We start from the raw sequence: 20,561 nt of genomic DNA, 5'->3' as shown, positions 1-20,561 counted from the left end.
TATAAAGTATACAACTAAATTAAGTATCTATCTTTCTTAGGGAACTGCATCTAATTTTTGAACATAAAAAACTCTTTTTTTCCTACTTGCCGTGCTTATGCACAGCATCCAATCGCTCGTGTATGAAAACCAGAAACATGGTTATGCAAAAGTTTTATTAAATAGTTCTTTGCACACCTTCACTATCTCCTCCTGCATGCTTCTATTATTCACAATACCTGGGCGCAATAAATTTTGATGCAATAACTGATGGTGTTTTTTGTATGCTTTCTTTAAAAAAGAGTAATATTCTTTATTTAAAACCCCTGCTAAAAACAAATGATGGAGTTGGCTTAATGTATTTGTATATCGAGCTAAGGAGGGGTCCCCTAAATGAAGTATTAAATACTGTACTAAAAATTCCAAATCTAACAAACCACCAGAAATGGGATTTCGATCTTGATGTTGTTCCATTTTGGCTCGCATCGCCAATACTTCCTGCAACAAGGTGGGTTTATCTCGTCCCAATAACACTACCGATTTTTTCAATTGCAAAAAAGCATGCCTAATTCTTGCATTTCCCGTCAAAATACGTGCTTTCAACAAAGCCTGATGCTCCCACGTCCATGCCTGATTTTTCTGATATTCAACAAAAGCATCAACATGACTCACCAATAATCCCGCTGCTCCCGAAGGTCTAAGACGGGTATCTACCGTATAAAGCACTCCAGATTGGGAACGAGTAGTCAGCATATGCAAAATTTTTTGAGTTAAACGAGTAATTAATGCTTCTTCTGATATTTTTGCCGAATGTAAGAACACCAAATCCAAATCAGAAGCGTAATTCATTTCGCGGCTACCCAACTTTCCATAAGCAATGATTGCAAAGTGTGATTTGACTTGTTCCATTTCTGGATACCGCGAACATAATTGTTCGCTGGCAATGATTAAAACCTGGCTTACAATGACTTGAGCCACATCCGACAAAAATTGTCCAATACGCACCGCATTGCAGAATCCATAAAGTTCTGCACGAGCAGCCATTAACCAGTTGGTTAGCTTAAATTGACGTAATATTTCCTCTTGCACTTCAACATCATGGTGATGCGCTAATTTTTCCATCAATAGTCTTTGTAATTGATGCAGCGACTGAGGTCGCCATTCCTGCCCCTGATCCAGCAATACTTCCAATAAAAAGGGTTGGTTTACCAGCAAAGAAGTAATAAATGGGCTTTGAGCGAACCAAAATAATAATTCAGTTAAAACCTGCGGATTCTCAGTTAATAAAGCAAGATAAGCACTACGCCCCACAATATTTTCGAGCAAATGCATCACATGTAATAAAACTTCATCCGTTTTTTCAACGTGAGTCAGCTCAGCAAGCAACATCACCATGAATCGGTCCAAACGCATTCGTGCGCCTTGTGTTAAACGTCGACAACGCGGACTATGGCGAAAGGAATGAATCATCTGATAGCAATGAGGAGCATTCGCAAAACCTAAGCTGGCCAACAAATTAATTGCCATCGTGGTTTCAACATGTCCTTGCCAAAGGCTAGCTAACTGATTCGTGAGTAATCTTTTCTCATCTTCGTAATCTTTGACTTTGCCAAGCACAGAGTGAAAAGCATAACTGATAATCCGTTGATATTTATGCAATCTGTTAATTAAATCATCCCAGGAAAAATACCCCATAGCCAAAATAATTTGTTCCTGCTTCACAGGATCTTCTGGCAAAGAGTGAGTCTGCTGATCATTTAAACTCTGGAGTGTGTTTTCGAATTTGCGTAAAAAAAGATAAGCCTGTTTTAAAGCATCAGTATGCGGTAATAATTTTTCATGTTTTAAAACAGCAAGGGCAGACAAGGCATTTTGCTCTTGTAATTGCGGCAAACGTCCCCCACGAATTAACTGAAAATTCTGAATGACAAATTCCACTTCCCTGATTCCGCCTTTACCTCGCTTGATATCATCCAAACGGGGATTTATTTGCACCTCGCGCTCTATCATGGCCTTCATGCTACGCAGCGATTCAATGACACTAAAATCGACATAACGTCGATATACAAAAGGTACAATCAATTGCTGAAACCATAGCTGTATCTCATCCACCTTTTCCGCAATGACCCGAGCCTTAACCATAGCATAGCGTTCCCAATCACGACCTTGTTCCTGGTAATAAGTTTCCATGGCTGCCAAGCTTGAAACCAGCGGACCACTGTCACCATTAGGTCGCAATCGTAAATCTACGCGAAATACAAACCCGTCCAGGGTTATATTTTGTAGGGTCTGCACAAATTGCTGCACTAATCTACTGAAATAGTGCTGATTATCGATGCGTTCTTCGCCGTCAGTTTCTCCTACAACGGTGTAAGCAAAAATAAGATCAATATCGGAAGAGTAATTCAACTCTCGGCCTCCTAGTTTTCCCATGGCCAGAGTAAATAACTCTACCTCATTTCCCTCTGCATCACGCGGAATACCATAACGTGAGGACAATCCTTGTTTACAATAAGCAAGTGCATGCAAAATCAGCGCATCAGCACAATCAGACCATGCACGCAGGATCTGCTCCGTATTGGCAATGCCTGCTATTTCAAGAAGCAATAACCGCAAAAAATGCGTATTGCGAAAATGACGTAACGCACGCCAATAAGCTGCTTGCGGCAAAATAAATGACACATTTTTCAAAATACGAAAATAATCTTCTCGTGCCATCAAAGAACAGCAGTGATCTTCCATGAGCAATGCTTTTAATAATTGAATCTGCCTGCATGCATAATCACTAATAAGGAGTAATTTGATAACACTTTCATGCAAGGGATGCTGCAAATCGGACAAATGCTTTTCAATAAACCAGGCTTTTGATTGCAATAACTCAGGGATTTCGATTTGCATAAATTTTCTTTTTTTCATTCCAAAATGAATACTCTCGTTATAATATGATCTATAAAAATCAATAACAATTGCATAAATATAAAATGATCCGATTAATTCTGACTGCATTTATTTGTTTCACTTCTTCACTTTTCGCTCAAGGTGAACCCTTAAATGTAGGGATCGAAAGTTTTGATCCTCCGTTCGTCATGCAAGGAAATCATAATCAGGTCTTTGGTTTTGATGTTGATATGATGAACAGTTTATGCAAAATCCTAAATAGAACCTGTACCTTTCATGTGATGCGCTTCAATCAATTACTCGATGCAGTTGTTAACCAAAAAATAGATGTTGCAGTCAGCTCGATAACCATTACTAGCGAACGCACAAAAATAGTCAATTTCAGCCTACCCTATCTGCAAAGCTTCTCCCGATTTTTAGAAAGAGCATCTAATACAAAAGAACCGTTTAGTCTGGACCTCTTAAATACTAAAAAAATAGGATTGGAAGAAGGCACCGTATTTTTTGACCAGCTTAGAGAGATGGGAGTAAAGAATCCTAATGTTAAGTACTATGCCGGCATTCAAGAGCAACTTGCAGCTTTAAGTGGAGGAAATGTAGATATTATTCTACTGGATAACCCAACAGCGACTTACTGGGCATCCAATTCAGCAAACACATTTAGATTAATCGGCCCACGCTATATGTATGGTTATGGTTATGGGATAGCTGTTAGCCCTGCTAATGCTGACTTATTAACAAAGCTAAACCAAGCCCTGATCCAATATCAAAATTCCGATGAGTTCAAACAAAATTATAATAAATATCTGTATCAATTCTAAGCGTGTATAAGGAAAGAACAAAATCAGGGAGGTTAAATACAGTGCACTGTATTTAGCGCTTGTTGTGAGAAAATTTTCTCACAACAAGCAAAAAATCAAATCGTTCGAATAAATATTACTATAGAGGACTTAAGTGATTACATTTGAGATCAAGATTTAATGTAATGTGTGTCCTTGGGTCAGGCAACGTGTAATGACTTGCCTTGTTATAAAATCACCCTGGCTCACGCCATACGTTGAATTAAAATGTTTTGCTAAAATGACAACCCATCCAGATAAACGGAAACTCATTTTTTTTTCCGCTTGATCGACAACAATTTCAAAAAGACCTAACGTATCACTCTCACGCTCACTAGCGTATTCTTCCATAATCACACGGGCGGTTTGTAAATCTTTGTCTCTGGTAGGCCAGTTTTGACTCATATTATTCTCCCTACAAAGCAGGTCTCTGTAATTTCTCCGGATCTGTTTCCATTGCCACTATCTTGGCCAAACTGGCCTAATTTTCTGTGCTGCTATGCTCACATACTACGTGTATGCTATGCGTCGGTTCTCGAAATCAGACCATTTTAGCTTAAGCTAGCAGAGGTAAACAATCCCCATTATCTTGAGATAAGTTTCAAAATTACAAGAGCAGAAATAGAAACATATTGTCTCATATTTTGACCAAATTCTCAAGATGCAAGAACCCAGCGAGACATCCGCTTCAGCGTGTTAAAAACAATTAAATACCATACTCTTTGCTTAACATCGTAGAATGTTTTTTCAAGACAGCATATGATATACCTACTTATCCAAATTTAAAAATTACTGTATGACTTATCATATTTTACCCTCAATTTTATCTGCAGATCTTACTTGTCTAGGTGATGAAGTAGAATCCGTTATGAATGCAGGAGCAGATTATATTCATTTTGATGTTATGGATAATCATTATGTACCCAATTTAACGTTTGGCCCTGCTTTCTGTGAGGCCTTACGCAAACGTTTTCCGAAGCTCCCTATTGATGTTCATCTCATGATCAATCCAGTTGATACACTGATTGAAGCATTCGCAAAAGCAGGAGCAAAGCGAATTAGTATTCATCCCGATGCCACCATACATGTGGACCGCAGTTTAAAACTCATCAAAGATTTAGGGTGTGAAGCGGGTCTTGTATTAAATCCGGCCACACCAATTGAAGTATTAACCTGGTGTGCTCATAAACTCGACTTTGTCCTAATCATGACTGTAAATCCCGGATTTGGAGGACAAAAAATTATCACTGAAATTATTGATAAAATACCCCAAGTCCGCAAACTCTATCCCCAACTCGACCTTTGTGTCGATGGTGGTGTGACCATAGATAATATTGCTACTTTGGCACGTGCTGGTGCAAACCAATTTGTGGCTGGTGCTGCCGTATTCAATAGTAAAAATTACAAAGAAACAATTGATGCCATGCGGAGACAATTAGCAACCATCAAAGAACATTAATTAAGAAAAGTTATGAAAAAATTTATTTTCTTCTTATGTGCATTTATTAATTTCCAGACTTGCTTCGCCCTTTCGGGAGAACAATATATGGAACGTTTTAATAACTATTTGTCTTTTAGTCAAAACTTACCTACTGCGACACCCAGTCCACCATTCTTGGAGTTCATTAGCGGAACCACTCCTTTATCGACCAAATTACGCGAAAAATGGCTGTATGAATTAGCAAAAAGCAAGGATTGGACTCGTTTTAGCCAATATTATCAATCTTCTAATGATCTCAATCTCGTGTGTTATGAGCAAATTGCAAATTACAATACAGGAAAGCAACAAGAAGCATTAAAAGCATCCATTCCACTATGGCTAAGTGGTGATTCAAGACCCCCCTCCTGCAACAGTTTGTTTGACTTGCTTTTGAAAGATAATAATTTTGATCAAAACTTAATTACTCAACGAATCGCCCTTGCTTTAGAGCGACGCAATATTCAATTAGCCCGCTATTTGTTGACGAAATACAAAAAACCTCATCCATTAGAGCTGAATGCTTTAAATGCTGTTTATCAAAATCCTGGGAATATCAGCAAGCTAAACCCGGGTGAATTAAACGATGACATCTATCTTTACGGCCTGAAGCGTATGGTTTCAATTAATATGGATAAAGCGCTTAAGTTATGGCAGCAAAGCAAAACCACCAAAATACTGAGCCAAGCACAACAGCAAGCTTTTTTAGCTCATGTAGCTCTTTATAAAGCCATGCGCAATCATGAAGATGCGTTAGAGTGGTTCACCAAAGTAAAGTCACAATACTACAATGATGTGTTATTGGATTGGCAAATACGCTTTGCTTTAAAACGAAAAAACTGGGCACAAGTCACCGCATTAATTAATGATTCAAAACATAAAGATGAACCCTGTTGGCAATATTGGTTAGCACGTTCTTTAGAAGCGCAAGGGAATAAAGCAGACGCACAAGCACTTTATGAATCTCTGGCAAAAAATAGACAGTATTATGGGTTTCTTGCAAGCCTTCATCTCAATAAAAAGCCCAGTTTTGCCAATGAAACTCCTACAACAAATCTGGATGTATTGAAACCCTATCAGGCTTTCATTGATCAAATCCAAACACTTTACATGACCAAGCAAACGCTGCAAGCCTCACGGCTGCTCAATGATTTCATCAGTGAATTGCCTAAAGACGAGGCAAGTGCTTTGGTCTATTGGATAGATCAGAAATTACAATGGCATGGTAAATCAGTTTATTTAAGCAATAATGAGACTCTAAATAATCAACTTTCATTAAGATTTCCCTTGGCATATAAAGACAGCGTCTCGCTTTATTCTAAAAAATATGCGGTTGCTCCAGAATTTATTTACGCCATCATTCGTCAGGAAAGCGGATTCAGAGACGACGCAACTTCTTCTGTGGGAGCTCGAGGTTTAATGCAAGTCATGCCTTATACAGCAAGAGTAGTCTCACAAACCGATAAGATTCCTTATAATGATCAAAAGCAATTGTTCTTGTCGCAAAAGAACATCAATATCGGAGTTGCTTATTTAAAACAACTTGCAAAACGATTCGATAATCATCCCATACTTATCGCTGCAGCATACAATGCAGGACCAAAACAGGTAGTTTATTGGTTAAAAACGCACCCCCCTAAAGAAATTGATGTATGGATAGAGACCCTTCCCTGGCAAGAAACACGTAACTACTTAAAAAACATTATGGCTTTCTATATGGTTTATCAATACCGTTTGGGTCAAAAGCCCAATCTAGAAAATTTTCTGGAGCCACTATAGATTTATATCCTGGACGCTTGCAACCAGGGTTTTATTAGAATGTACTCCAATGGATCCAGCTGTAAGCTGCTGCCTCTTAGATCACATCCCGGCCCTACACCCCGCGACTTGTTCCTGAGCGATCCACGCGAAATTTACCCCCTGCATACCCGCGCATAAAGCGCAGTACGTAGAACGTTGAGTATATTTCATTTAAAAACATAAAGTTACGTTCAAGTTTTGCGTGGATCGCTCAGAATTTGTCCGCGGGGTCCAATGTTTTAGGGCAGATCTCCTGGATCCAGTGGACAAGCCGTAATATCTGGACTAGTTTTTCAGCGATGTGTATAAGATTCAACTGTAAGAGCCAAGCTGTATTTCCCCAAGAAATAGATCAAATAATTATCTTTTTGTTCTATAATTAGACAAATTAACTGAAAAGGCAATACATTGAATTTCCTGTATGCCTAAAGGCGATTTTTATGATAAAAGTTACCTGTTTTATTAGCTTGGGAATGATACTTCTACTAACAGGATGTGGTACACCATCAGCTTATGTAGTGGGTACAACATATGAACCAATCCATTACACTTATGCTCCTGGGTATAATCCACAGCAAGTAGCTTATCCAGATGTGCCAGTAGATGCAAATACATCTATAGACAGTGAAGCCGTTGTCGAGCAAGAAAATGCGATTAATGCAATGAATGATTCGATTGCAGCAGCCCAACAGCAAAAAGAGGCAGCTCAACAGCAAGTAATTATACAACAGTTTAATGCGCTACCAAGCTTGTAAAAAATATAATGCATTTTTCAGTATAGAAAAATAACTTATATGAAAAAAGCAAGCATTTAATTGCTTGCTTACTGACTAACGACCTGGCCCCATACGCGGCCCCGGAGCTTTACCCATACGAAATTGATGCTCCTCTAAGACTTCATTGAATTCATTAGCATCTCTCAGGGTAACGAAAATTGCTGGCTTAGTCACTAACGTCATCATTTTTACTAATTCTTCATGCGTAAATTTGGTCATTAAAGGAAGATTAGTTAATGTTGTAACGACGTCTGGCCTTTCTAAAATGCTATTATTTTCACAAATTTTTTGATAATTTGCAGCATTCAACATGCCTGCTTGCTGCAAGTAATTCATAAAATGAAATGTCCCGACACCCAATTGACTTACCTTTAAAAAATCTTCCTTTGATGAACAGTGATTAATAAGTGATGTACTGTGTAATAACAAAAGATTTTTGGCAAAAATATTAGCATTCTCGGGATTTCTCTCAAGTAATACAAAATAGTTATTTAACAATTCGGGCACTGCTAACAGTTTTCTAGCACCTTCATAAATTCTATCGATGAATTTTCCTTGTCTTACAAGAATATCAACGATACCCAGATCATAAATGTCTTTTGTTAATAATAAATCAAGCAGATTAAGCATTGTATTCATGTGGGCAGGTGAAATTAAACTTGCGCGAAGTTTATCTACTAAAGATGCAGGATTGTATGCATGATCCTGAAGCTCAATAAGGAATTGAGAAATATTGAGTGATTCCTCAGGATAAGCAAGGATTAAATTAAAACTCGATTTGTCAAGCAAATCTCTCTCGTGTAGATCTCGTGCGGACTGCGCCACAGTTGAATCGCTCCTGGCAGCCTGAAACAAAAGTTCCATTGGCACAAAATTAGGTTCGATATCTAAATCTTTCATCACTCCCAATAAATTGACTGCCCCTCCAACATTGGCAATATTTTGTCCAATAACATGTTCCAAATGATCAGTCAGCTCAATTTTAAGTTCTTTCAATGCCTTAAATACGGAAATTAAACGGTTACCACTCTCCGGGTGTGCTGCAATGAGATTGATCATTCGCCGCTCAAATCCTAGACCTAATTTATTCAAACGGTTAAGAAAAACACTACTTATGATTGTTGTTTTTTCTTCTTTATCATCTCCTCCGCCAGCTCCAGGAGAAGAAGAAGATTGCATTAATCCTCGGACAACTTCAGGCTTTAAACTTTGGATAATCGTTTGAGTACTCATGCTTGTTGTCTCTATGTTTTCAGTATTATTATGTCCAGCCATAACTGTCCCTAAATTGCCCTCAAAGGACTAAAATATAACACAAATGGCCATCTTAAAGCAAATTTCATTGTTTCAAGCTTGGGTTTTTAATTAATTGATGCTTTTCAATTATTTCAATAAATTCATCTAAATTGGTTTCAGAACTCGGTTCAGAAATTAAACCAAGCATTTGTGCTAATTCTGATTTATCGAATTCTTCAAATAAAGGAAGATTACTAAACAACTCAATGACCTCCTTTTGCATGAGAATTGAAGTATCTTGACAGACTTTTTTATAATTTTCAGAATTTAATATGCCTGCTTGCTGCAGATGAGACAAGAAATGAAATGCTCCAATCCCCAATTTGCTTATCGTTGATAAATCTTCTGTTTTTCTATAATCAATGAGTGACTCTTTATGTAATAACAAAATAAGATTAGCAAGGACATTGGCATTCTGTGGATTATTCTCAATGACACCGAAGTAACTTGCTGCGAGTTTATTTTTTGCAGTAAGTTTTGCCGTGCCCTCATAAATTTTATCGATATATTCCTGATGCTTTAAAAGAACATCGAAACATTCAAAGTAATAGAGATTTTTATTTAAAAGAAGGTTAAGTACTCTTATTGCCGTATCCATATTTTTTGCAGAAAACTTATGGAGCTTTTCGACTATTTTCTCTGTAGGATAAGCGTGCTGTTGAAAATTAATGATTAAATCAGCAAGCAATAAAGAGTGCGCAGGATAGGCAAACAAAAGATTTAAAGTGGCTAAATCAAGGGAGGCACGCGTTTTGAGCAGCTGTATTCCCTGTATTAGGGCTGTATCTGATTGTGCACCAGCAAATAAACGCTCTAGAGGAAAAAGAGTTACATCAATTTTTTCATTGTGCATAAAATCTAATAAATTGCTCAAACTACCTGCATAAGAAACATTGCTGGCAATGATATTATGAAGTGTATCATTCAGCTTAATGTTACATGTTTTTAAGCGCTTGAATAAGGAGGCAAGCCGATTAACATACTCAGGATTATCCTCAAGAGTTTTCAACATCCGTTCATCAGGATCCAAACCCAATTTTTTTAAGAGAGTCATAGTCTTACCTTCTGCCGCAGTTATTTGATTAATCTTAAGATATGTCATTACCGCCTCACTGTCCTGTGCCATTTTCTCTTTGTATCTCAAATAAATATCAATGAATTTTTATTTATTATTTGGCGTGTACCACCAAAAAAAAGTCATTGAGCTCAAGATAGTAACAAAGAAAATATATTTTAAATATAGTAAATAATAAAAATACATCCTCTTTCCTCTCTATTTTAACCCCTCAATAATGAACATTTTATTTTCAATGAAATCACTTAATGGTCACTTAAGATTAATTTTATATAATGGCAACCATTAGGTAAATTGTGGCCTACATATCAAAATAAGACCCACAATGACCTAACTTAAAAATTAATGTCTAAAAAATATATTTAAGGGGAAATTTAAGATGGGCGCAAGTCGAGAAGTTGTTGAACAACAAATTAAAGATCTAAAAGATTATACAGATACCGTTGCTGCGGTCCATTTGTTAAAAGAAGTGGTAACAAATGGTGCGGTAGTAACAATAGGAACAGCAAAGGAAAGTATTGATATAGAAAACAATAAAAAAGATCCTAAGATCGGAAATGTCGTAAAAGCGATTTTAGCAAAAGCAGGTAAGCCTGGGGAAAGCACTAAATGGGAAGATAAAGGCGATGGAAAACCACATCTTGAAGCTGCTATTACGATTGGTGGCGCAGTTTATACAATTGACTTGGTCTATGAAGGCAATGATCATACTGTAAGTACTACACAAAATTATACGGTAAATATTACCAGTAAGTTAAATTCTGAAGTGAGCAGAGGAAAACTATTCTTCGATCACGATCATACAGCTACTGTTAAATTAACCTATGACAAAGATGGTGATCTTCGTGCGGTAACTAAAAAAGGACTATCCGTTGATACCAAATCGTTTGTTCCATACGCATATCAAAATGAAATTTTAGCTAAATTTCATGACAGTTTAAAAGCAGGACAAGAACAACGACTCGCAGTTATGGGTACCGGTTCCGGAAAAAGTATTGTTATGGCCGGTATTGCTCAAGCCGTTGGGCGCACAGTCATGATTGTTCCTGATCAAACATTGGTAAACCAACAATCAAAAGAAACAACTGACCTGCTTGGTGCCGGAGTGGTCCATGGGGTTAAAGCAGTTCCACGAGTTTTCACTTTGGATACTCTTAAAGGTAAAGTTGACGTTCTTTGGGAGGCTTTGGAGAAGGATTTAAGTGATATAGAGGAAGAAGATATACAAAAAATCAAAGTATATTTTCGCAAAGTAATTGCAGGTACTGAGCCTTTTGATCAAATTGTTTTACAAGCTGAGCATCCCTTATTCAAGATTATTGCAAGTGAAATAAAAGATTCTATGGTCTTAATTGATGAAAGCCATAAACATACTTTTAAACCAGAAGATGCAGAAATTTTGAAAGGAATAAAAGAACGTAATTCAGTCCTGGCATTAACAGCCACTCCAACTTCTGAATTATATGAGCTCTTTAAAGGTGATCCTTTAGATGACTTAAGTCTGGGTGCTGCAATTGAACTCGGAACTATTCGACCGATTAAACCTGAAATGGCTTATTTGGAAGAAGGTGATTTGATTGACCAAGCCGTAGTTCACTACTTTGATGATTATTATCTTGAAGAAGGGATGATTGGTTATGTTGATCCTCTTGAATTAAAGAAACAGATCATAAAAGCGGAAACAGGAATTGAAGACTCTGTAGCACAAGAAAGAGCCATTAATCAGGCTTTAGCATTGAACCGCATCCGTTGCCAACGTAATATGGGTTTTTCTGACGATAAAGAAACTCGTAAAGAATTAGCTGGAATCTATCAAAAAATCGCCAATGGAGATAGAGAAACTATTGAAAAATATCAAGGTGAAGTTGCAAAACTTAGACAAAAATCTGAGTGTGACGCACGATTGAAATTGGCTCAGAAATTTGGCGCCGTAGATGAAGTAGAATTCCGAAAAACTGTAGCGCTACCGGTAGTAAATCTAAAGCAAGATATCGCTACAGAACAACAAAAAGATATTCAAAGAGCAATCAATAGCTATGCTCTTGCTCTTGTCTTCAATGAAAAGCATACAGATATCGCGGAAAAGGACAGAACTCACAAACTTGACGACTATTTGAAAGAATGGGATCAGCATATTGCGAAATATAAAACGAAAAATGATGAGATACCTAAACCATTTCTTACCAAGCTTGAATCATGTGAAACAAAAAGCAGAGAAACACTAAAAGAAGCTCTAGAAAAGTTAGGCGCACCTATTTCCAAATTGCCTACAGCACAAAAGGAAGCCATTACCAAATTGATATTGGATAGAGCAGAAGCAATGGTAACTAAGGTCAAAGGATCTGAACCCATATCTGAAGTGATAACTGGAGCACCGCAGCCTAATTTAGTCGCTTTGCAAGCAACTGCGAATTATTCTAGTGCGATTGATATGAGTACGCCACAATCTACAATTGATGAGCAACTTGCTCAAATCGAAATAGGTTTGAGAACCCATATCGTAGCAGATCAGGTGATTGCAACAGGGGTGAGTATCAGAGATATCTTGAACGTGCAAATTATCAATACTAATTCGCCTGTTATTGAATCAGATATCAATGTGATTAACGGAATCCTCTCAGGGCCCCAGGCAGCTGGTCGTTGCGTAAGAAATAAAGATACTGAAGCTCGTGTTCAACAATACATTGATCAACGATATGAAGGCAAAGGTCTAATTCTTACCGTAGATGCGGTCATTGATCCGAAAAACTCAGCAGCAAAAACAAGAGAAGTTATGGAAAACAGGGAAAAACAAGCCAAGAAAGAAGCGGCTGTTCTTCGTCTTCTGAAGACTGAGCTAAAAGGTTTTGAAGCGTTTACCTTGTTTCAACGATGCGTACCTTTACATGAAAAAATTGAGGGGCTCGTTAAAAAATTGGAAACACTCGATAATCTATTAAAAGACAAAGAGAAGAGCCTGCTTTCCCAACAGCTAAAACAGGTTAAGGTTGAAGAGCTACATTCGGCTAAGAAGAAATCTCTTGTTGAAGAAATCGATGCTCTTGAAAAAGAGTTATACATTGTACCTGGAAGAAAAGGAAAAGACGGAGCAACCCCGCTTCCACCTGAGTATGCTCGAAATGCATCTCTTTATTTAGTGTGGGTGAAAATAACTCTTAAGAAAGCAACACTTGAAGCTGAAACAAAAGAAGTACGTCAGACTATTAAGGAAATAGAAGCTGAAGTAGAAAAACTGGAAGAGGCTATCAAAGAAATCCAAGCTACGTTCAGAGAGGGAAGTTTGGAACTGGAGAAACTGAGAGCGGAAGAAGAGCGTATGCTTAAACAAATGGAAGAAGTCAGCAAGCAATTTACTGCTGTATAATCATGGATTAAATATTCTTTGTACTTCATCAAACCCTCCGCCTCTGCGGAGGGTTTTTTTATGATCAGGTTCCGAACTCAAATACCAATTCAAACTTCTTAGCTTACGAAGTGATATCGAGTTTTAATATCGCGAATTCAATTGTTAGAAAAATATTTTTCGCAAAAATATTAGCATTTTCCGGATTTTCTCAAGTTTTGTCATCATTATTTGATTGCTTTTAAGACAGGTCATTTACCACCTCATCATCCTCTAAAAACTTTATTTATATGATCAAATAATTTTCAATAAAATCACTTAATAGTCACTTAATATTCTTTTTGTATAATTCCCGCATTAGGTAAATTGTGACCCAACTATATAGATAAATCTCACAATGACCTAACTTAAAAACAAATGTTTAAAAAATATTCGAGGGGAAACTAAAGATGGGCGCTAGTAAAGATATAGTCCGCAAGCAGATTGAAGATCTTAAAAATTATACAGATACTGTTGCTGCGGTCCATTTATTAAAAGAGGTGGTAACTAGTGGAGCAGTAGTTACAATAGGCCGAGCTCAAGAAATTATTGCTATAGAAAATAAGGAAAAAGATCCAAAGATTGGAAATGTCGTAAAAGCGATTTTACAAAGTGCAGGTAATCCTGGAGAAAGCACTAAATGGGTCAAAAAAGATGACGAAAAGCAACATCTTGAAGCTGCTATTACGATTGGTGGCGCAGTTTATACAATTGACTTGGTGTTCGATGGATATGATTCTGTTGTAGATACGACGCAAAATTATACGGTAAATATTACCAGTAAGTTAAATTCTGAAGTGAGCAGAGGAAAATTATTCTTCGATCATGGCCATACAGCTATTGTGAAACTCACCTATGATAAAGAAGGTGATCTTCGTGCAGTAACTCATAAAGGGTTAGCTGTTGATACCAAATCGTTTGTTCCATACGCATATCAAAATGAAATTTTAGCTAAATTTCATGACAGTTTAAAAGCAGGGCAAGAACAACGACTCGCAGTTATGGGTACCGGTTCCGGTAAAAGTATTGTTATGGCCGGTATTGCTCAAGCCGTTGGGCGCACAGTCATGATTGTTCCTGATGAAACATTGGTAAAGCAGCAAATAAAAGAAACAACCGACCTGCTTAGCGCCGGAGTGGTCCATGGGGTTAAAGTAGCTCCACGAATATTCACTTTGGATTCTATTAAAGGTAAAGTGGACGTTCTTTGGGACGCTTTGGAGAAGGATTTAAGTGATATAGAGGAAGAAGATATACAAAAAATCAAAGTATATTTTCGCAAAGTAATTGCAGGTACTGAGCCTTTTGATCAAGTTATTTTACAAGCTGAGCATCCCTTATTCAAGATTATTGCAAGTGAAATAAACGATTCTATGGTCTTAATTGATGAAAGCCATAAACATACTTTTAAACCAGAAGATGCAGAAATTTTGAAAGGAATAAAAGAACGTAATTCAGTCCTGGCATTAACAGCCACTCCAACTTCTGAATTATATGAGCTCTTTAAAGGTGATCCTTTAGATGACTTAAGTCTGGGTGCTGCAATTGAACTCGGAACTATTCGACCAATTAAACCTGAATTGGCTTATTTGGAAGAAGGAGATTTGGTTGACCAAGCCGTGGTTCACTACTTTGATGATTATTATCTCGAAGAAGGGATGATTGGTTATGTTGATCCTCTTGAATTAAAGAAACAGATCATAAAAGCGGAAACAGGAATCGAAGACTCTGTAGCACAAGAAAGAGCCATTAATCAGGCTTTAGCATTGAACCGCATCCGTTGCCAACGTAACATGAGTTTTTCCGACGATAAAGAAACTCGTGAGGAATTAGCTGAAATCTATCAAAAAATCGCCAATGGAGATAGAGAAACTATTGAAAAATATCAAGGTGACGTTGCAAAACTTAGACAAAAATCTGAATGTGACGCACGATTGAAATTAGCTCGGAAGTTTGGCGCCGTAGATGAAGTAGAATTCCGAAAAACTGTAGCACTACCGGTAGTAAATTTAAAGCAAGATATCGATAAAGAACAACAAAAAGATATTCAAAGAGCCATCAATAGCTTTGCTCTTGCTCTTGTCTTCAATGAAAAGCAACCAGATATCGCGGAAAAAGACAGAACTCACAAATTTGATAACTATTTAACTGAATACGATCAGCATATTGTGAAATATAAAAAGGAGGTGTTACCTGAACCCTATGCTACCAAACTTAAAACGGCTGAAGTAAAAAGCAGGGAAGACCTTAAGGAAGCCTTAGAAAAGTTAGGCGTACCTATTTCCAATTTGCCAGAGGCGCAAAGAGAAGCCATTACCAAATTGATATTGGATAGAGCAGAAGCAATAGTAACCAAGATCAAAGGATCTGAACCCATATCTGAAGTGATAACTGGGGCGCCGCAGCCTAATTTAGTCGCTTTGCAAGCAACTGAGAATTATTCTGGTGCAATTGATATGAGTACGACTCAAACTACAAAAGATGAGCAACTTGCTCAAATCGAAGTAGGATTGAGAACCCATATCGTAGCGGATCAGGTAATTGCAACAGGGGTGAGTATTAGAGATATCTTGAACGTGCAAATTATCAATACTAATTCGCCTGTTATTGAATCAGATATCAATGTAATTAATGGAATCTTGTCAGGACCCCAGGCAACAGGCCGTTGCGTAAGAAATAAAGACACTGAAGCGCGTGTTCAACAATACATTGATCAACGATATGAAGGCAAAGGTCTAATTCTTACTGTACATGACGTTATTGATGTTAAAAACTCGGCAGTGAAAGCAAGAGAAGTTTTGGAAAACAGGGAGAAACAAGCTAAGAAAGAAGCAGCTGTTGTTCGTCTCCTGAAGACTGAGTTAAAAGGTTTCGATGCATTTACCTTGTTTCAACAATGTGTGCCGTTACATGATAGAATTGAGGGACTTGTTAAAAAATTGGACGTTCTCGATAATCTTTTAAGAGATCAAGAGAAGAGCGTGGCTACTTACCGGTTAACAAGAGATAGAACTGAAAAGCAATATGAGTCTAGGAGAGAAGAGCTCGAAGGAGATATAACAGCTCTTGCGAAAGAGTTAGAAATTATCCCTGGAAGAAAAGATAAGGCCCCAGAAACCAGACTTCCATCTGAGTATGCTCGAAATGCATCACTTTATTTAATGTGGGTAAAAATAACTCTTAAGAAAGCAACCCTGAATGCTGCAACGGAAGAAGTACGCTCCACTCTTGAGCAAATAGATCATGAGATAGAAAAACTGGAAGACTCTATCAAAGAAATCCAAGTTACGTACAAAGAAGGAAGTTTAGAACTGGAGAAACTGAGAGCCCAAGAAGAGCGTATGCTTAAACAAATTGAAGAAGCCAGTAGGCAATTTTCTGTATAATAATGGAATAAATACTCTTCGTACTTCATTAAACCCTCCGCTTGCGGAGGGTTTTTATTAGGTAGTGGGAATGGGATCCTCAAGCTAACCTTTACTCATCTTTAATAATTAAGTAGATCAGAAGAACTAAAAAAGTAATAAATACTTGGAATGCAGTTGTTATAGCCCCTCTTAGCGAGGATGACATCCATATGCCAAACCACTCACCAGCTATAGACATAAATATCATTTGCCAAGTTAAAAATCCCAAAGTAAGCCCTGCTACAACCCAATTCTTAGCACCATTAAATACGAAAGCGTTTGCATGCCGCACTTTAAATAACTTCCATGCCCCTACACCGCAAATTATCGTAGTTAACAATTCTAAACCAGTGATAACCAGATACATTGCATGATGCAGTATGGGATTGGTAATGGCTCGATAACCAATTAAAGAATCCGGAAATATATCGTTCATCATCAGCGTGCGTTCGACCGCAGCAAAATTGACATAATAATCAGAAACATTCCCGAAAACATCCAGAAAACAGTAAAAAGCAATTGCTAGAATACATAGTATTTTTGATGTTCTTATCATTATTGTCCCGTAGTATTTCTTACAAAACGCAATAATATATGATCGGTTCGCGCTGCAGATTCATGTATGGCCTTACTTGGACTTAGAAAACCAGCAAACATCGCCTCCAAAACCTCGTCATTGATGCTGCGAATCTGATTTTGTGGACCAAAACGTTGTAACGGTTTTTCTTGTAACTCACCTGCTAAATCAGTACGCGCCATCAATAAGGTAGGATGGCGACTGCTGCGCAAAATATCTTCATAAATACCTTGTAACCCTATGGGAAGATAGCCTGTATGCTCATGCCAACGTTTTTGTGTCTCGGGTTTGGCAATAAACGCAAAGAATTGGGCTATCCCTTTATATTCTTCCTTCGTTTGTCCAGCCACTGCCCATAATGCAGCTCCCCCAGCAACATTCGCATGCCTTAGTTTACTTGCTTCAGTATCCAAAGGCATACTGGCAATGCCTAAACGAAAGGGAACCAAAGCTGATAAACTGTTATAAGCTCCAGAGGATTGACTAAATAAAGGACAAACACTGCTGGTAAATAAAATGGTAGCATCATCAACCCGGCCTGCATATCGAAAATAATGCAATGAATGCCACCGTTTCAAACGCTCAAAATGACGGAGTAATTGCGGTGTTGCATAAACAGCACGTGCAGGATTATTCTGGGTTAACGGTAATCCATGAATCGCCAAAAACGATTCAAAAAGCACCCATCCAGGATAAGCTGTGGTATAGGTGCAATCATAACCTGCTTTTTTTAACTTTTCTGCCAATACCTCCATCTCAGACCAAGTACGAGGAAAATTGGCTTGTGAATAACCTACTTTGGCAAGTATATCTAGATTGTAATATAACGTTGCAACTGAGAGATTAAAAGGCAAAGCCATTAATTGCCCTTTATTGCTATAAAATTCACGAACCGATTGAATAAAGTCTTCTTGAGGCAGGCCCATCCCTTGTTCTTGCATCAACTCATCTACTGGCTTGATTACCCCCTTTGGTGACTGCATAATGGAAGTGCCTACCTCAAAAATTTGCACGATTGCAGGAGGATGATGTGCTTTGAATGCAGCAGCAAAACTTGTTAATGTCTCTACATAATTTCCCTTATAAACAGGTTTAATGAAATATTCACTTTGGCTTTGATTAAAGTCATCAGCAAGCAGCCTGACTTCATCACCAAGATGTCCTGCCATTCCATGCCAAAGCACCAGTTCAACTCGTTTTGCCTGGACAGACAAAGTAGAAAAGAGAATGAATAAAAAAAGTAATAATTTTTTCATGCCAGTAAATCAGGATAATCACTAAAAACCGCATCAACCCCCCAGCCAAATAACTTATTAGCCAAACGTCTGCGATTCACCGTATAAGCACAAAGTACATAACCCGCTGCTTTAATTGCCTTAACCCGCTCCTCTGTTAAAACCCTGCGATTAAGATGAATGGAAAAACACTCTAACTGTTTTGCTTTTTGTAACCATTGCCCATCCCAAACATGCAGTAATAAACCTAATGGCATTTCAGGAGCGATACTGCGACATAAAACTAAAGCATCCCAAGAAAAACTGGAAACCAAAGGCAACTCTTTATCTTGTGGCCAATAACGTTGAATGTGGCTCATTACCGCTACCGCAGTTTGCTCTTCAGTACCAGGATAAGGTTTAATTTCCACATTTGCCTGAACGCCTGAAAAAGATAACCACTTCAGTACTTCTTTAAAATGCGGAATATGTTCGCCTTTAAATTGTCGTGAAAACCAAGAGCCTGCATCCAAAGAGCGCAAATATCCGGACTCAACCATGCCTACATTACCGCGCCCATTTGTTGTTCTTTTTAAATTGTCGTCATGAATTACAAAAGGTTCTCCATCAGCACTACACATCACATCAAACTCAACAAAATGACATCCTAAAGCCAAAGCCTTGTCAAAAGCAGCTAACGTATTCTCAGGAGCATATGCAGACGCACCTCGATGCCCAATAATTTTTTCAACAACCAACAAATTGATTCCCCTTGTATAAATAGTGGTTTTTGTACCAAGCTTGCCATTAATTACTCACATCCCTACTCTATATCTCGCAGCTTGCCTACACGGAATCCATAAAGCAGTTTCATTACAGGAGTCAGTAGACAATTCTTTATGAAGATCCTCATAAATTTTTATTCTACATACCGCGCATAAAGCGCGCGTAGAGAGCTTATAAAATTAGTTAACAATAAACTAATTTAAGTTTACGTCTATCTCTCAGAGACACGCCCCATGAACCAGTCATAGGGTAGGACGTCGCAGATACTTTAATTCAATGACAGCATCCTGCTATTTTATTGCTTACGATTCGAAGCAACCTCAACAATTGCGGTTAATATTAATTCATTACTGACTGTCAAAGCCGGAGCCGCAGCTGCTGCTTCTCCTACCATCATGGTATTCATCGTCTTCGCTTGATAAGGTCTTGGCTGAGGCGGATTAGTTCCTTCAACAAAAACCAAATTACTGACACTGTAATTTTGTCCTGGGTATGCTTTATTAATACGAGCAAGTTCATCATTCACTTGTTGATACAAGCGTTGGCGAATTTGCCCTAAAACAGCTTGAGTTTCATCAAAACTTGGTTTGAAATCAACACTGGATATCTCATATTTAGCACCAGGCAAACTCACATCTTTGGCATTTTTATAAATATCAGTTAATGCTTCTTGATTTACTCGTGCTTGTGCTTGCACATACAACTTTTCAAGGCCAGAACTATCCTGTGAACGATCGAATTCGAGCAAATGCCATTCTCCTTTTGCGATTTTGTTTAATCGCTCCATAATATCAGCACGTGCCTTCACTAAATCAGCACTGGTTAAAGTCACATTAATATTGACGCCCAATAAAGCCGTTTGAGTTGTAACCCATTGTTTTGCTGAAACTTGAAAATCAATTTTATCAAGGACTAACTGAGGAGGAAAAACAGGAGGCGGTAAGGCATTTTCAGCAAAAGCAAACGGTGTGACTAACATTAAAGCCAACATTCTGACAACTACTTGGCGCATGACACTCTCCAACTTGATGAATAATGAAATTAAGTGTATATCA

At 37.9% G+C, this 20,561-nt stretch carries 14 protein-coding genes; 6 read left to right on the top strand and 8 right to left on the bottom strand.

All coding sequences use genetic code 11. The features are described from left to right. Window positions 1-141: 141 nt before the first annotated feature. Entirely contained in the window at window positions 142-2,895 is a 2,754-nt protein-coding gene (gene glnE / locus DY223_RS03305; RefSeq protein WP_058459979.1) for a bifunctional [glutamate--ammonia ligase]-adenylyl-L-tyrosine phosphorylase/[glutamate--ammonia-ligase] adenylyltransferase, read from the bottom strand. Window positions 2,896-2,960: 65 nt separating this feature from the next. On the opposite strand from glnE, the gene DY223_RS03300 reads away from it, so the two are divergent. Continuing rightward, window positions 2,961-3,698 (top strand): transporter substrate-binding domain-containing protein, encoded by a 738-nt coding sequence (locus tag DY223_RS03300; RefSeq protein ID WP_058459700.1) that lies wholly within the window; start codon window positions 2,961-2,963, stop codon window positions 3,696-3,698. A gap of 156 nt (window positions 3,699-3,854) precedes the next feature. On the opposite strand, the gene DY223_RS03295 is transcribed toward DY223_RS03300, so the two are convergent. Beyond that, window positions 3,855-4,121 carry a hypothetical protein gene (locus tag DY223_RS03295; protein ID WP_058388603.1) on the bottom strand — a complete coding sequence of 89 codons (267 nt, stop codon included), beginning with the start codon at window positions 4,119-4,121 and terminating at the stop codon, window positions 3,855-3,857. Window positions 4,122-4,512: 391 nt separating this feature from the next. On the opposite strand from DY223_RS03295, the gene rpe reads away from it, so the two are divergent. The 3 genes from rpe to DY223_RS03280 all read left to right on the top strand — a co-directional run bounded on the left by rpe (window position 4,513) and on the right by DY223_RS03280 (window position 7,748). Beyond that, window positions 4,513-5,175, top strand: coding sequence for a ribulose-phosphate 3-epimerase (gene rpe, locus DY223_RS03290; protein WP_058459701.1), 663 nt, complete (start codon window positions 4,513-4,515; stop codon window positions 5,173-5,175). Between the two features lie 12 nt (window positions 5,176-5,187). Then, window positions 5,188-6,972 (top strand): transglycosylase SLT domain-containing protein, encoded by a 1,785-nt coding sequence (locus tag DY223_RS03285; protein WP_058459702.1) that lies wholly within the window; start codon window positions 5,188-5,190, stop codon window positions 6,970-6,972. Window positions 6,973-7,433: 461 nt separating this feature from the next. Then, window positions 7,434-7,748 carry a hypothetical protein gene (locus DY223_RS03280; protein ID WP_058459703.1) on the top strand — a complete coding sequence of 105 codons (315 nt, stop codon included), beginning with the start codon at window positions 7,434-7,436 and terminating at the stop codon, window positions 7,746-7,748. Window positions 7,749-7,823: 75 nt separating this feature from the next. On the opposite strand, the gene DY223_RS03275 is transcribed toward DY223_RS03280, so the two are convergent. After that, window positions 7,824-9,044: a hypothetical protein gene (locus tag DY223_RS03275; protein WP_058459704.1), complete on the bottom strand. Its 1,221-nt coding sequence runs from the start codon at window positions 9,042-9,044 to the stop codon at window positions 7,824-7,826. 64 nt (window positions 9,045-9,108) lie between these two features. After that, entirely contained in the window at window positions 9,109-10,167 is a 1,059-nt protein-coding gene (locus DY223_RS03270; protein ID WP_058459980.1) for a hypothetical protein, read from the bottom strand. Window positions 10,168-10,519: 352 nt separating this feature from the next. Between DY223_RS03270 and DY223_RS03265 the strand changes: the two genes are divergently transcribed. Both DY223_RS03265 and DY223_RS03260 read left to right on the top strand, forming a co-directional pair. Beyond that, on the top strand, window positions 10,520-13,504 hold the full coding sequence (locus DY223_RS03265; RefSeq protein WP_064115103.1) for a DEAD/DEAH box helicase family protein: 2,985 nt from the start codon (window positions 10,520-10,522) through the stop codon (window positions 13,502-13,504). A gap of 428 nt (window positions 13,505-13,932) precedes the next feature. Continuing rightward, window positions 13,933-16,908 carry a DEAD/DEAH box helicase family protein gene (locus tag DY223_RS03260; RefSeq protein ID WP_064115102.1) on the top strand — a complete coding sequence of 992 codons (2,976 nt, stop codon included), beginning with the start codon at window positions 13,933-13,935 and terminating at the stop codon, window positions 16,906-16,908. Between the two features lie 91 nt (window positions 16,909-16,999). On the opposite strand, the gene DY223_RS03255 is transcribed toward DY223_RS03260, so the two are convergent. The 4 genes from DY223_RS03255 to DY223_RS03240 all read right to left on the bottom strand — a co-directional run bounded on the left by DY223_RS03255 (window position 17,000) and on the right by DY223_RS03240 (window position 20,518). After that, window positions 17,000-17,485 carry a DUF2165 family protein gene (locus tag DY223_RS03255; RefSeq protein WP_115684275.1) on the bottom strand — a complete coding sequence of 162 codons (486 nt, stop codon included), beginning with the start codon at window positions 17,483-17,485 and terminating at the stop codon, window positions 17,000-17,002. Next, window positions 17,485-18,762: an extracellular solute-binding protein gene (locus tag DY223_RS03250; RefSeq protein ID WP_058459707.1), complete on the bottom strand. Its 1,278-nt coding sequence runs from the start codon at window positions 18,760-18,762 to the stop codon at window positions 17,485-17,487. Before DY223_RS03250 ends, DY223_RS03255 begins: the two co-directional genes overlap by 1 nt. After that, a complete protein-coding gene (gene ugpQ / locus DY223_RS03245) occupies window positions 18,759-19,478 on the bottom strand; it encodes a glycerophosphodiester phosphodiesterase (RefSeq protein ID WP_115684347.1) in 720 nt (239 codons plus the stop codon). Before ugpQ ends, DY223_RS03250 begins: the two co-directional genes overlap by 4 nt. A 323-nt stretch (window positions 19,479-19,801) precedes the next feature. Next, window positions 19,802-20,518, bottom strand: coding sequence for a hypothetical protein (locus DY223_RS03240; RefSeq protein ID WP_058459709.1), 717 nt, complete (start codon window positions 20,516-20,518; stop codon window positions 19,802-19,804). Window positions 20,519-20,561 lie beyond the last annotated feature (43 nt).

The sequence above is a fragment of the Legionella bozemanae genome, from assembly GCF_900450575.1.
Lineage (GTDB): Bacteria > Pseudomonadota > Gammaproteobacteria > Legionellales > Legionellaceae > Legionella > Legionella bozemanae.
Note: the sequence above shows the minus strand (reverse complement) of the source record. Positions and strands in the feature narration are given on the sequence as shown.